Below are 13,457 nucleotides of genomic sequence, written 5' to 3'. Positions count from 1 at the left end.
GCTTGGCTTACAGCAGATGCTTGACGCCGTCTTGCTCGCCTTGCAGCTCGGCCAGCGTCTTGTTGATGCGCTCCTGGCTGAACGCGTCGATCTCGAGGCCTTCGATGATCTTGTACTTGCCGTTCTCGGTGGTGACCGGGAAGCCGAAGATCACGTCCTTGGGAATGCCGTATTCGCCATTCGAAGGAACACCCATCGTGACCCACTTGCCGTTCGAGCCCAGGGCCCAATCGCGCATGTGGTCGATGGCGGCGTTGGCGGCCGAGGCTGCCGACGACAGTCCGCGTGCGTCGATGATGGCTGCGCCACGCTTGCCCACGGTGGGCAGGAAGGTATCGGCGTTCCAGACCTGGTCGTTGATCAGGTCCTTGACGCTCGCGCCGCCGATGGTGGCGAAGCGGTAGTCGGCGTACATGGTGGGCGAGTGGTTGCCCCACACGGTCAGCTTCTCGATGTCGCCCACGGCCTTGCCGGTCTTGGCGGCAATCTGGCTCGCAGCGCGGTTGTGATCCAGGCGCAGCATGGCGGTGAAGTTCTCGCGCGGCAGGCTGGGCGCGCTCTTCATGGCGATGTAGGCGTTGGTGTTGGCCGGATTGCCGACCACCAGCACCTTGACGTCGCGGCTGGCAACCTGGTCCAGAGCCTTGCCTTGGGCCGTGAAGATCTGGGCATTGGCGGCCAGGAGGTCGGCGCGTTCCATGCCGGGGCCGCGCGGACGGGCACCCACGAGCAGGGCGTAGTCGGCATCCTTGAAGGCCACCAGCGGGTCGCCCGTGGGGATGACGCCAGCCAGCAGCGGGAAGGCGCAGTCCTCGAGCTCCATGATCACGCCCTTGAGCGCCTTCTGAGCCTTCTCGTCTGGGATTTCCAGCAGTTGCAGGATGACGGGCTGGTCCTTGCCGAGCATTTCGCCCGAGGCAATACGGAACAACAGGGCATAGCCGATCTGGCCGGCGGCGCCGGTGACGGCAACGCGAACGGGCTTCTTGCTCATGGGAGGCACTCCAGAAGTGATGGGAAAGAGGGCATTTCGATCAGCGGGAGGCCCCAGGCACTTCGCATCCGAGCATGCATTTCACACATGCCGCCGATGCATCCGCGCATGCCCCGGGGCACCCGGCGCGAAAAGACTGCGATTCTATGCCGATTCGGCCCAAGGGTGGCGCCTGTCTTATGTCTTATATAAGATACGCCCTGTTGCGCGCGCCGCCGGCGCTGCAGACTCCTTCATGTCGAACGTCCCCTCCCCCCTGGCCGAGCCTTCGGCGCCCTCCTTCAGTCCGCTGTATCAGCAGATCAAGGTGCTCATCCTGCGTCTGCTGCAGGCGGGCGAATGGAAGCCGGGCGAGCCGATCCCCAGCGAATCCGACCTGGCTGCACGATTCGGCGTGAGCCAGGGGACGATGCGCAAGGCGATCGACGAACTGGCTGCCGAGAACCTCGTGGTGCGGCGCCAGGGCAAGGGCACCTTCGTCGCCACACACGCCGAACATCACATGCAGTACCGCTTTCTCAAGCTGGTACCGGATGACGGCGACGTCACGGCAGAAGGCCCGGCCGTGCGCACCATCATCGAATGCCGGCGCCTGCGCGCATCCGCAGACGTGGCGCGGGCATTGACGCTGCGCACCGGCGACACCGTCGTGCAGGTTCGCCGCGTGCTGGCCTATGGCGGCGTTCCCACCATCCTCGAAGACCTGTGGTTGCCGGGCAATGCCTTCAAGGGCCTCACGGCAGAGCGACTGGAAGAGTGGCACGGCGCGATGTACGCCTTGTTCGAGACCGAATTCGGCGTGCGCATGGTGCGCGCCACGGAAAGGCTGCGCGCGGTACTGCCGGATGCACAGCAGGCTTCATTGCTCGCGGTTGACACGTCCACGCCGCTGCTGAGCGTGGAGCGCGTGGCCTTCACCTACCACGACACGCCGATGGAATTGCGGCGCGGCCTTTATCGCACCGACACCCATCATTACCACAATGAACTCGGATGAACATGAGCGAAGGACTCGGGCTGTCACACACGAACGTGCAGTCCGATGGTGCATTGCAATAGAATTTTAGGTTGGTTACTTCTCAGCGAAGACAAGCCGTCCCTCGAAAAAAGCCACGAAAGTCCCCATGACAGAGCTTGCAAATCCCCGATCGCCGCGGCGCGAATTCAGAAACATCAACGTCTTCACCGACGTTCGCACGTACCGTCTGCCGCCCGCCGGCATCGTCTCGATCCTGCATCGCGTCAGCGGCGTGATCATGTTCATCCTGATGCCCTTCATCATCTGGATGTTCGATACGTCCGTGTCATCTGAAGTCTCGTTCGAGCGATTCAAGGCCGTCTTCAACAGCGGCTTTTCTTTTGTTCCGGGCTGGTTCGTCAAGCTGGTGGCACTCGCGCTGATCTGGGCCTACCTGCATCACTTCATCGCCGGCCTGCGCCACCTGTGGATGGACATGAGCCACAGCGCGGTCACCAAGCAGTTCGGCCGCAGCTCTGCCCTCTTCACCCTGGCCGCGAGCGTGCTGCTCACGATCGTGCTGGGCCTCAAGCTGTTCGGCGCCTACTGAGCCCAAGGAGACACCGACATGGCAATCAACTACGGCTCCAAGCGCACCGTCGTCGGCGCGCACTACGGCTTGCGTGACTGGCTCGCGCAGCGCGTCACCGGCGGCCTCATGGCCATCTTCACCCTCGTGCTGCTGGCACAGGTGCTCTTCTCGCGCGGCCCGATCGGCTACGACAAGTGGGCGGGCATCTTCTCTTCGCAATGGATGAAGGTGCTGACCTTCTCCGTGATCGTTTCGCTTCTCTACCACGTGTGGGTGGGCATGCGCGATGTCTGGATGGACTACGTGCAGTCCGTCGGCATGCGGCTCGCCCTGCAAATCTTCACCATCGTCTGGCTTGTCGGTTGTGCGGGTTGGGCCATTCAAGTGCTCTGGAGAGTCTGAACCCCATGACGAACTACACCAAAGACCAAATCACCACGCGCAAGTTCGACGTCGTCATCATCGGTGCCGGCGGCTCGGGCATGCGTGCCTCGCTGCAGCTGGCCCGCGCCGGCCTGAATGTCGCCGTCCTCTCCAAGGTGTTCCCCACCCGCTCGCACACCGTCGCTGCGCAAGGCGGCGTCGGCGCATCGCTGGGCAACATGAGCGAGGACAACTGGCACTACCACTTCTACGACACGATCAAGGGCTCCGACTGGCTGGGCGACCAGGATGCGATCGAGTTCATGTGCCGTGAAGCACCCAAGGTGGTCTACGAGCTCGAGCACTTCGGCATGCCCTTCGACCGCAATGCCGACGGCACCATCTACCAGCGCCCGTTCGGTGGCCACACCGCCAACTACGGCGAAAAGCCCGTGCAGCGCGCCTGCGCCGCAGCCGACCGCACTGGCCATGCCATGCTGCACACGCTCTACCAACAGAACGTGTCGGCCCGCACCCAGTTCTTCGTGGAATGGATGGCGCTCGACCTGATCCGCGATTCCGAAGGCGATGTGGTTGGCGTGACCGCGCTAGAGATGGAAACCGGCGACCTGCACATCCTGCAGGCCAAGACCGTGCTGCTGGCCACCGGCGGCGCCGGCCGCATCTTCGCCGCCTCGACCAACGCGTTCATCAATACCGGCGACGGCCTGGGCATGGCCGCTCGCGCCGGCATCCCGCTGCAGGACATGGAGTTCTGGCAGTTCCACCCCACCGGCGTGGCCGGCGCGGGTGTTCTGCTGACCGAAGGCTGCCGTGGTGAAGGCGCCATCCTGCTCAACAGCAACGGCGAGCGCTTCATGGAGCGTTACGCGCCTGTGCTGAAGGACCTCGCGCCACGCGACTTCGTCTCGCGCTCGATGGACCAGGAGATCAAGGAAGGCCGCGGCTGCGGTCCCAACAAGGACTACGTGCTGCTCAAGCTGGACCACCTGGGTGCCGACACCATCCACAAGCGCCTGCCCTCTGTGTTCGAGATTGGCGTGAACTTCGCCAACGTGGACATCACCAAGGAGCCGATCCCGGTGGTGCCCACCATCCACTACCAGATGGGCGGCATCCCGACCAACATCAATGGCCAGGTCGTGATCCAGGACGCCTCCAACGCCAGCGTGGCGGTCAACGGCCTCTATGCGGTCGGCGAATGCTCTTGCGTGAGCGTGCACGGCGCCAACCGTCTGGGCACCAACTCGCTGCTCGACCTGCTGGTGTTCGGTCGCGCGGCTGGCAACCACATCGTGCAGTTCCACGAGAAGAACAAGGAACACAAGCCCCTGCCGGCCGATGCCGCGGACCGGACGCTGGAGCGCCTGAACCGCCTCGAGAACTCGAGCGACGGCATCTACGCGCAGGACGTGGCCGGCGAGATTCGCGCCACCATGCAATCGCACGCCGCCGTGTTCCGCACGCAGGCTTCGATGGACGAAGGCGTGGCCAAGATCGCCGAGGTGCGCGAGCGCGTGGGCGGCATCACGCTCAAGGACAAGTCCCGCGTGTTCAACACCGCCCGCATCGAGGCGCTTGAGGTCGAGAACCTCATCGAGGCCGCCCAGGCGACGATGGTTTCGGCCGCCGCCCGCAAGGAGTGCCGAGGCGCCCACACGGTCGAAGACTACGAGCGTCCGGCCGACGATCCGGTCGCGCCGCTGGGCCGCGACGACGCCAACTGGATGAAGCACACCCTGTGGCACAGCGAAAGCAACAGCCTCAGCTACAAGCCGGTGAAGCTCAAGCCCCTGACGGTGGACTCGGTTCCGCCCAAGGTCCGCACCTTCTGATGCCGCACGACCAAGAACAAGGTTCCCAACGATGAAGCGCACTTTCCAGATCTACCGCTACGACCCGGACAAGGACGACAAGCCGTACATGCAAACCATCGAGATCGAACTCGATGGTCACGAGCGCATGCTGCTGGACGCCCTGATCAAGCTCAAGGCACAAGACCCGACTCTGGCCTTCCGCCGCTCCTGCCGCGAAGGCGTGTGCGGTTCGGACGCCATGAACATCAACGGCAAGAACGGTCTGGCCTGCCTGACCAACATGAACACGCTCACGGGCACCGTCGTGCTCAAGCCGCTGCCGGGCCTGCCGGTGGTGCGCGACCTGATCGTGGACATGACGCAGTTCTTCAACCAGTACCATTCGATCAAGCCGTATCTCCAGAACGACACGCTGCCCCCCGAAAAGGAGCGCCTGCAGTCGCCCGAGGAACGCGAAGAGCTCAACGGCCTCTACGAGTGCATTCTGTGCGCGAGCTGCTCCACCAGCTGCCCCAGCTTCTGGTGGAATCCCGACAAGTTCGTGGGGCCCGCCGGCTTGCTGCAGGCTTACCGGTTCATCGCCGACAGCCGCGACGACCACACCGGCGAGCGCCTGGACAACCTCGAGGATCCCTACCGCCTGTTCCGTTGCCACACCATCATGAACTGCGTGGACGTTTGCCCCAAGGGCCTGAACCCCACGCAAGCCATCGGCAAGATCAAGGAACTGATGGTGCGCCGCGCCATCTGATCCGAAAGACCCACCACCATCATGCAAGCGCAAGCCGCCTCGCCCCTTGACCAGCCGATCGACGTCCGTGCGTTGAGCCGGCTCAAGTGGCGCTGCCGGCGCGGCTTGCTGGAAAACGACCTGTTCATTGCCCGGTTCTTCGAGCAATACGAAGCCTCCCTCACCATGGGCCAGGCGCAGGCGCTGGAGACATTGATGGATCTGTCGGACAACGACCTTCTGGATCTCTTGCTGCGCAGAAAGGAGCCCGAGCCAGACCTGGCCGGTGCCGGCGTGGTGCAAGTCTTGCAGATGCTTCGCAATTGATCCGCATCCCTCCATCCAGTTCTTCCAGTTCACCCCTTCCCGAGAGAAAGACCCAGCCATGAAAGCCTCCGATACCAAGGCCACCCTGTCGTTCAGCAACGGCGGCCAAAACGTCGACCTGCCGATCTACAAGGGCACGATGGGCCCCGACGTGATCGACATCCGCAAGCTGTACGCGCAGACGGGAATGTTCACCTACGACCCGGGATTCATGTCGACCGCGTCGTGCGAGTCCGCCATCACCTTCATCGATGGCGACAAGGGCGAACTGCTGTATCGCGGCTACCCGATCGAGCAGTTGGCGACCAACTGCGACTTCCTGGACACCTGCCACCTGCTGCTTTACGGTGACCTGCCCAACGCCGAGCAGAAGACCAAGTTCGACGACCTGGTGACGCACCACACCATGGTCAACGAGCAGATGCAGTTCTTCCTGCGCGGCTTCCGCCGCGATGCGCACCCGATGGCCATCATGACCGGCCTGGTGGGCGCTCTGTCGGCCTTCTATCACGACAGCACCGACATCAACAATCCGAAGCACCGCGAGATTGCCGCCGTGCGCCTGATTGCCAAGATGCCGACGCTCGTGGCGATGGCCTACAAGTACACGATCGGTCAGCCGTACATGTACCCGCGCAACGACCTGAGCTACGCCGGCAACTTCCTGCACATGATGTTTGCCACCCCGTGCGAGGAATACAAGGTCAGCCCGGTGCTCGAGCGCGCGCTCGACCGCATCTTCATCCTGCACGCCGACCACGAGCAGAACGCTTCCACCTCGACCGTGCGCCTGTGCGGCTCGTCGGGCACCAACCCCTTCGCGGCCATCGCTGCCGGCGTGGCATGCCTGTGGGGCCCCGCTCACGGCGGCGCCAACGAGGCGGCGCTCAACATGCTCTACGACATCCAGAAGGCGGGTGGCGTCGAGAAGATCGGCGAGTTCATCAAGCAGGTCAAGGACAAGAACAGCAGCGTGCGCCTGATGGGCTTTGGCCACCGCGTGTACAAGAACTACGACCCGCGCGCCAAGCTCATGCAGGAAACCTGCAAGGAAGTGCTGGGCGAACTGGGCCTGGAAAACGACCCGCTGTTCAAGCTGGCCATGGCCCTGGAGAAGATCGCGTTGGAAGACGAATACTTCGTCTCGCGCAAGCTCTACCCGAACGTCGACTTCTACTCCGGCATCGTGCAGCGCGCCATCGGCATCCCGGTGCCGCTGTTCACCGCCATCTTCGCGCTGGCCCGCACTGTGGGCTGGATCGCCCAGCTCAACGAAATGATCGGCGACCCAGACTACAAGATCGGCCGCCCCCGCCAGTTGTTCGAAGGCTCGCCGCGTCGCGACGTCAAGCCGATGGCACAGCGCTGATCGGCCGCGGCAGCGGGCTCGCCAAGAGCCCGTGTAGGCCGCGACCACCTTTGCAAGAAGGCTGCCCACGGGCAGCCTTCTTGCGTTTTGGCTGACAAGCAAGCGGCTGTTTGATCGGTAACTTTCAGGGCATGCGCGAATCCCGCGCTGACCATCCCAAACAAGGAGTTCCCGATGAAGAAACTGACCGCTCTGGTTGCCCTGGCCTTTACCCTGGGCATTTCGCTCACCGCCTGCAACACGATGGAAGGCGCTGGCCAAGACATCCAGAAGGGTGGCCAAAAGCTCGAAGACGCCGCGCAGAAGAAAAAATAAGAACCTCGCGGGCACCGGGGAGGCCCTCCAATCTGCAGGTCCTTCGTCCAACTCGTCGCCCTGCGGCATGTCAGCCATCGCAGTCCGCGATGGCTGACGCCATTTTTCGGTAGCAAAATGACGGTCTTCATCGCCAATCGCGATGACTTCCGTCCATGTCCCAGCCTGAACGCAATTTTGTCCGCCGCGTCGACCTCACATCGCTTCAATTGTTCGTGGCGGTGTGCGAGCTCGGCAGCATCGGCCGGGCAGCAGAGCGCGAATTCATCGCCGCTTCTGCGATCAGCAAGCGCCTTTCCGACCTGGAAGCCGCGCTTCACACGCCGCTTCTTTATCGACACACCCGCGGCGTCGACCTGACGCCCGCCGGCGAAAGCCTTCTGCACCACGCCCGATCGGTGCTCTACAGCCTCGAGAAGATGCAGGGCGAACTCAGCGAGTACGCCGACGGCGTGCGCGGCCACGTGCGCGTGCATGCCAACATTTCGGCCATCGTCCAATACCTGCCCGAAGACCTGGGCTCATTTGCCCGCCAGCACGAAGCCATCAAGATCGATCTGGAAGAGCATCTGTCGAGCGAGGTGCTGCGCGCTGTCCAGGAGGGCGCGGCTGACCTGGGCATCTGCCACGTCGCCGATGGCACCCACGAACTGCAGAGCCTGCCCTACCGCAAGGATCGCCTGGTGCTCGTGGTGCCGGCCGGCCATGCCTTGGCGGGCTCAAATCCAGTCGATTTCGTCGATACGCTGGAGCACGATCACGTTGGGCTGCACACCAACAGCTCGATCTACGTCGCGATGCACCAGGCCGCGCTTCGCGCTGGCCGCACCATCAAGCTTCGCATTCACGTCACCGGCCTCGACGCCATGTGCCGCATGATCGACAACGGCCTGGGCGTGGGCATCATGCCTGCGCGCGCCTTCGAACTGATGCGCGGCGGGATCGGGCAACGCCTCGTTGGCGTGAACCTGTCCAACCCCTGGGCCGAGCGCGACATCCGCCTCGTCGCTCGCGATTTCTCGACCCTGCCCGTGGCGGCACGATCGCTCGTCGAGCACCTCAGTCCTGCCGCCCACGATCAGGCCAGGCTGCCGAGGAACGCCGCCTCCAAGGCACTCGCCGCGTGAGCGATCTGCGCTCGTCGCTCATTCGAACAACCATTCCCCACGAAAGACCTCCATGTCACGCACCCTCTACGACAAGATCTGGGACGAGCATGTCGTCCACACCGAAGAAGACGGCACGGCCGTGCTCTACATCGACCGTCACCTCGTCCACGAGGTGACCAGCCCGCAAGCCTTCGAAGGTCTGCGCGTGGCGGGCCGCAAGCTTTGGCGCATCAGCTCGGTCGTGGCCACAGCCGACCACAACACGCCCACCACGGGTTGGGAACGCGGCTACGACGGCATCGACGACCCCATCAGCAAGGAGCAGGTCACTACGCTGGACAGCAACATCAAGGAATTCGGCGCTGCCGCCTTCTTTCCGTTCCTGTCGAAGCGGCAGGGCATCGTCCACGTCATCGGTCCGGAAAGCGGCGCAACGCTGCCGGGCATGACGGTGGTCTGCGGCGACAGCCACACCTCCACGCACGGTGCCTTCGGTGCGCTGGCCCACGGCATCGGCACCAGCGAAGTCGAGCACGTCATGGCCACGCAGACCCTCTTGGCCAAGAAGGCGAAGAACATGCTGATCAAGGTCGAAGGCAAGCTCCCCGCCGGCTGCAACGCCAAGGACGTGGTGCTGGCGATCATCGGACGCATCGGCACGGCTGGCGGCACCGGCTACACCATCGAATTCGCCGGCTCGGCGATCCGCGACTTGTCGATGGAAGGCCGCATGACGGTATGCAACATGGCCATCGAAGCAGGTGCGCGCGCGGGCCTGGTTGCCGTGGACCAGAAGACCATCGACTATGTCAAAGGCCGCCCGCTTGCACCCAACGGCGTCGAATGGGACCAGGCGGTCGCCTACTGGAAGACGCTTCATTCGGATCCAGGCGCCAGTTTCGACACCGTCGTGGAACTCGATGCCACGCAGATCAAGCCGCAGGTGACGTGGGGTACGTCGCCCGAAATGGTGCTGCCCATCGACGGCCGCGTGCCCGATCCCGACAAGGAAAAGGATGCGAACAAGCGCGGCGCCATCGAACGCGCCCTGACCTACATGGGCCTGGAGCCCAACAAGCCGATGAACGACATTTTCATCGACAAGGTGTTCATCGGCAGTTGCACCAACAGCCGCATCGAGGACATGCGCGAAGCCGCCGCCGTGGTAAAGAAGCTCGGCCAGAAAGTGGCCAAGAACGTCAAGCTGGCCATGGTGGTTCCAGGCTCGGGCCTGGTGAAAGAGCAGGCCGAACGCGAAGGCCTGCACGAGGTGTTCAAGGCCGCGGGCTTCGAATGGCGCGAGCCTGGCTGCTCGATGTGCCTCGCGATGAACGCCGACCGGCTGGAGCCCGGTGAGCGCTGCGCGTCCACCAGCAACCGCAACTTCGAAGGTCGCCAGGGCGCTGGCGGCCGCACGCATCTCGTCAGCCCAGCGATGGCTGCCGCGGCCGCCATCAACGGCCATTTCGTCGACGTGCGCACGATCGCCTGATCGAGAGGAAAACACCATGCAGAAATTCAACGTGCACCAGGGCCTCGTCGCCCCCTTGGACCGCGAGAACGTCGACACCGACGCCATCATTCCCAAGCAGTTCCTCAAGTCGATCAAGAAGACGGGCTTCGGCCCCAACCTGTTCGACGAATGGCGCTACCTCGACCATGGCGAACCAGGCATGGACCCGGCCAGCCGCAAGCCCAACCCGGACTTCGTGCTCAACCAGCCGCGCTACGCGGGCGCATCCATCCTCTTGGCGCGCAAGAACTTCGGCTGCGGCTCGTCGCGCGAGCACGCCCCTTGGGCGCTGGACCAGTACGGCTTTCGCGCCATCATCGCGCCCAGCTTCGCCGACATCTTCTTCAACAACAGCTTCAAGAACGGCTTGTTGCCCATCGTGCTGCCCGAAGCCACCGTGGCGCAACTGTTCGACGAGACGCTGGCCTTTCCCGGCTACACGCTCACCGTCGACCTGGAGCGGCAGGTGGTCGTCAAGCCCGACGGCGCCGAGATCGCCTTCGAGGTCCAGGCATTCCGCAAGTACTGCCTGATCAACGGCCTGGACGACATCGGGCTGACGCTGCGCCACAAGGACAAGATCAAGGCCTTCGAGGCGGAGCGCCTGGCAACCAAGCCCTGGCTCGCGCACCAGATGATCGCCTGATCCCCATTTCCACTTCCTGAAGAAACAACGAAACCATGAAGATCGCAGTCCTTCCCGGTGATGGCATCGGCACCGAAATCGTCGAGCAGGCCGTGCGCGTGCTCGGCGCTCTCGACCTCAAGTTCGAGATGGAAACCGCCCTTGTCGGCGGCGCCGCCTACGAGGCCCACGGCCATCCGCTGCCCGAATCCACGCTCAAGCTGGCCAAGGAAGCCGACGCCGTGCTCTTCGGCGCCGTCGGCGACTGGAAATACGACAAGCTCGAGCGCCAGTTCCGGCCCGAGCAAGCCATCCTCGGCCTGCGCAAGAACCTCGGCCTGTTCGCCAACTTCCGGCCGGCCATCTGCTACGAGCAGCTCACCCACGCCTCCAGCCTCAAGCCCGAACTCGTGTCCGGGCTGGACATCCTCATCATCCGCGAGCTAACGGGCGACATCTATTTCGGCCAGCCTCGCGGCAAGCGCACTTCGCCCGACGGCAATTTCCCCGGTGCCGAAGAAGCCTTCGACACGATGCGCTACACCCGTCCCGAGATCGAACGCATCGCCCGCGTGGCTTTCGAGGCCGCGCGAAAGCGCAGCAAGCGCGTGACGAGCGTCGACAAGGCCAACGTCCTCGAGACCTTCCAGTTCTGGAAGGACGTCGTGACCGAGGTGCACAAGGACTACCCCGATGTCGAGCTCGACCACATGTACGTCGACAACGCCGCCATGCAGTTGGTGAAAGCCCCCAAGAAGTTCGACGTGGTGGTCACCGGCAACATGTTCGGCGACATCCTCTCGGATGAAGCCGCGATGCTCACTGGCTCGATCGGCATGCTTCCTTCTGCAAGCCTCAATGCGAGCCGGCAGGGCCTGTACGAGCCGAGCCACGGCAGTGCTCCGGACATCGCGGGCAAGGGCGTGGCCAATCCGCTGGCAACCATCCTGTCGGCGGCCATGATGCTGCGTTTCTCCCTGGATCAGGAAGAAGCCGCGCAGCGCATCGAGAACGCGGTCAAGAAGGTGTTGGCACAAGGTCTGCGCACGCCCGACATCTACAGCGAAGGCACGACCAAGGTCGGCACGCGCGAGATGGGCGATGCGGTGCTTGCGGCACTGGGTTGAGCACGGTCGCGGCGGATCCGTCCGCAGTCGCGTCGACCAAGGGCGGCTACGGCTGCCCTTTTTGTTGCGCGATGCGGCGTCCGTGCCACAGCAGAGGCCCTTCGAGGGCTCTCGCAGGTATTGGTTCCGCTACAATTGAGGGCTATGTGTGCCGCAAGACTTCTCGTTCTGAACACCGCGCCGGCCGGCGCGGCAAAGCGCGCATGCATCATCGTTTCCTCCTCCAAAACCACGACCACCATTAAAGGCTGACCCAGCCTGGTTCGTCGTGCGCCTTTCCCTGGCCCCGGACGAGCCAGGCGGGGGCAGTCCCTTCGTCGCGGTCTTCGCTGTTTGACATTGAAAGGGCATCCGAAATGAGCAAGTTGGTAGGGTTGGTCGGCTGGCGCGGCATGGTCGGCTCCGTCTTGATGGACCGCATGGCCGAAGAGCGCGACTTCGACCTGATCGAACCCCTGTTCTTCTCCACCTCGAACGCGGGCGGCAAGGCCCCCGCCATGGCCAAGAACGAGACCACGCTGCAGAACGCCTTCGACATCGAGGCCCTCAAGCGCTGCGACATCATCGTTACAGCCCAGGGCGGCGACTACACCTCCGAGGTGTTCCCGCGCCTGCGCGCCGAAGGCTGGAAGGGTCACTGGATCGACGCCGCCTCCACGCTGCGCATGAAGGACGACGCCATCATCGTGCTCGACCCGGTCAACATGCCGGTCATCAAGAATGCCCTGGCCAAGGGCGGAAACAACTGGATCGGTGGCAACTGCACGGTCAGTTGCATGCTCATGGGCGTTGGCGCGCTCTACAAGGCCGGCCTCGTCGAATGGATGAGCAGCATGACCTACCAGGCCGCGTCTGGCGGCGGTGCGCAGCACATGCGCGAACTTCTGACTCAATTCGGCACGCTCAACGCCGAAGTGCGCGATTTGCTGCACGACCCCAAGAGCGCCATCCTCGAGATCGACCGCAAGGTGCTGGCGAAGCAGCAATCGCTGTCGGCACAGGAAACCGCCAACTTCGGCGTGCCACTGGGCGGCTCGCTCATTCCCTGGATCGACAAGGACCTGGGCGACGGCTCCAGCAAGGAGGAATGGAAGGGCGGCGCGGAGACCAACAAGATTCTTGGCCAGGGCGCCGGCTTCGGCACCCCTGCCACCCCCGTCGACGGCTTCTGCGTCCGAATCGGCGCCATGCGCTGCCACAGCCAGGCCCTGACCTTCAAGCTGAAGAAGGACGTCCCGCTGGCCGACATCGAAGCCATGATCGCCGCCGACAACGCCTGGGTGAAGGTGGTGCCCAACACGCGCGAAGCCACGATCCGCGACCTGACCCCGGTGTCCGTCACCGGCACGATGACCATCCCGGTCGGCCGTCTGCGCAAGATGGCGATGGGCCCTGAATATCTGGGCGCCTTCACGGTGGGCGATCAGTTGCTCTGGGGCGCTGCCGAACCGCTGCGCCGCATGCTGCGCATCCTGCTCGAAGACTGAAATGCGCGTGGGCGTCGTCGTTCAGGCGCCCACGTTGCGAGCGAGCAACGACCGGGGTGCACGTAAATTCGTACTCCGCATATTCCCAAGGCCTGTTGCCTTGTCAGTGC

14 protein-coding genes are annotated in these 13,457 nt (G+C 63.7%); 13 read left to right on the top strand and 1 reads right to left on the bottom strand.

Annotated features, from left to right (window positions below; translation table 11 throughout):
- Positions 1-7 precede the first annotated feature (7 nt).
- Complete coding sequence (locus QTH91_RS03810) at positions 8-994, bottom strand: malate dehydrogenase (RefSeq protein WP_286658693.1); 987 nt, start codon at positions 992-994, stop codon at positions 8-10.
- 235 nt (positions 995-1,229) lie between these two features.
- Between QTH91_RS03810 and QTH91_RS03805 the strand changes: the two genes are divergently transcribed.
- The 13 genes from QTH91_RS03805 (at position 1,230) to asd (ending at position 13,347) form a co-directional block, all read left to right on the top strand.
- Positions 1,230-1,991: a GntR family transcriptional regulator gene (locus QTH91_RS03805; protein ID WP_286658692.1), complete on the top strand. Its 762-nt coding sequence runs from the start codon at positions 1,230-1,232 to the stop codon at positions 1,989-1,991.
- A 127-nt stretch (positions 1,992-2,118) separates the two neighbouring features.
- Entirely contained in the window at positions 2,119-2,562 is a 444-nt protein-coding gene (gene sdhC / locus QTH91_RS03800) for a succinate dehydrogenase, cytochrome b556 subunit (protein ID WP_286658691.1), read from the top strand.
- A gap of 18 nt (positions 2,563-2,580) precedes the next feature.
- Positions 2,581-2,946, top strand: coding sequence for a succinate dehydrogenase, hydrophobic membrane anchor protein (gene sdhD, locus QTH91_RS03795; protein ID WP_286658690.1), 366 nt, complete (start codon positions 2,581-2,583; stop codon positions 2,944-2,946).
- Between the two features lie 5 nt (positions 2,947-2,951).
- Positions 2,952-4,763, top strand: coding sequence for a succinate dehydrogenase flavoprotein subunit (sdhA, locus tag QTH91_RS03790; RefSeq protein WP_286658689.1), 1,812 nt, complete (start codon positions 2,952-2,954; stop codon positions 4,761-4,763).
- 31 nt (positions 4,764-4,794) lie between these two features.
- Positions 4,795-5,496: a succinate dehydrogenase iron-sulfur subunit gene (locus tag QTH91_RS03785; RefSeq protein ID WP_286658688.1), complete on the top strand. Its 702-nt coding sequence runs from the start codon at positions 4,795-4,797 to the stop codon at positions 5,494-5,496.
- Positions 5,497-5,517: 21 nt separating this feature from the next.
- The gene (locus QTH91_RS03780) at positions 5,518-5,802 is read left to right on the top strand and encodes an FAD assembly factor SdhE (RefSeq protein WP_286658687.1); all 285 of its coding nucleotides are present in this window, start codon (positions 5,518-5,520) and stop codon (positions 5,800-5,802) included.
- 58 nt (positions 5,803-5,860) lie between these two features.
- Positions 5,861-7,171: a citrate synthase gene (gltA, locus tag QTH91_RS03775; RefSeq protein ID WP_286658686.1), complete on the top strand. Its 1,311-nt coding sequence runs from the start codon at positions 5,861-5,863 to the stop codon at positions 7,169-7,171.
- 174 nt (positions 7,172-7,345) lie between these two features.
- On the top strand, positions 7,346-7,486 hold the full coding sequence (locus QTH91_RS03770; protein ID WP_286658685.1) for an entericidin A/B family lipoprotein: 141 nt from the start codon (positions 7,346-7,348) through the stop codon (positions 7,484-7,486).
- Between the two features lie 155 nt (positions 7,487-7,641).
- A complete protein-coding gene (locus tag QTH91_RS03765; RefSeq protein ID WP_286658684.1) occupies positions 7,642-8,613 on the top strand; it encodes a LysR family transcriptional regulator in 972 nt (323 codons plus the stop codon).
- Positions 8,614-8,665: 52 nt separating this feature from the next.
- On the top strand, positions 8,666-10,087 hold the full coding sequence (gene leuC, locus QTH91_RS03760; protein ID WP_286658683.1) for a 3-isopropylmalate dehydratase large subunit: 1,422 nt from the start codon (positions 8,666-8,668) through the stop codon (positions 10,085-10,087).
- A 16-nt stretch (positions 10,088-10,103) separates the two neighbouring features.
- Positions 10,104-10,754 (top strand): 3-isopropylmalate dehydratase small subunit, encoded by a 651-nt coding sequence (gene leuD, locus QTH91_RS03755; RefSeq protein ID WP_286658682.1) that lies wholly within the window; start codon positions 10,104-10,106, stop codon positions 10,752-10,754.
- 35 nt (positions 10,755-10,789) lie between these two features.
- Positions 10,790-11,860, top strand: a complete 1,071-nt coding sequence (gene leuB / locus QTH91_RS03750; RefSeq protein ID WP_286658681.1) for a 3-isopropylmalate dehydrogenase — start codon at positions 10,790-10,792, stop codon at positions 11,858-11,860.
- Positions 11,861-12,216: 356 nt separating this feature from the next.
- The gene (gene asd / locus QTH91_RS03745; protein ID WP_286658680.1) at positions 12,217-13,347 is read left to right on the top strand and encodes an aspartate-semialdehyde dehydrogenase; all 1,131 of its coding nucleotides are present in this window, start codon (positions 12,217-12,219) and stop codon (positions 13,345-13,347) included.
- The last annotated feature ends 110 nt before the right edge of the window (positions 13,348-13,457 follow it).

Source organism: Variovorax dokdonensis, from assembly GCF_030316895.1.
GTDB lineage: Bacteria > Pseudomonadota > Gammaproteobacteria > Burkholderiales > Burkholderiaceae_C > Variovorax > Variovorax dokdonensis.
This window is presented reverse-complemented; position numbering and strand designations above follow the sequence as displayed.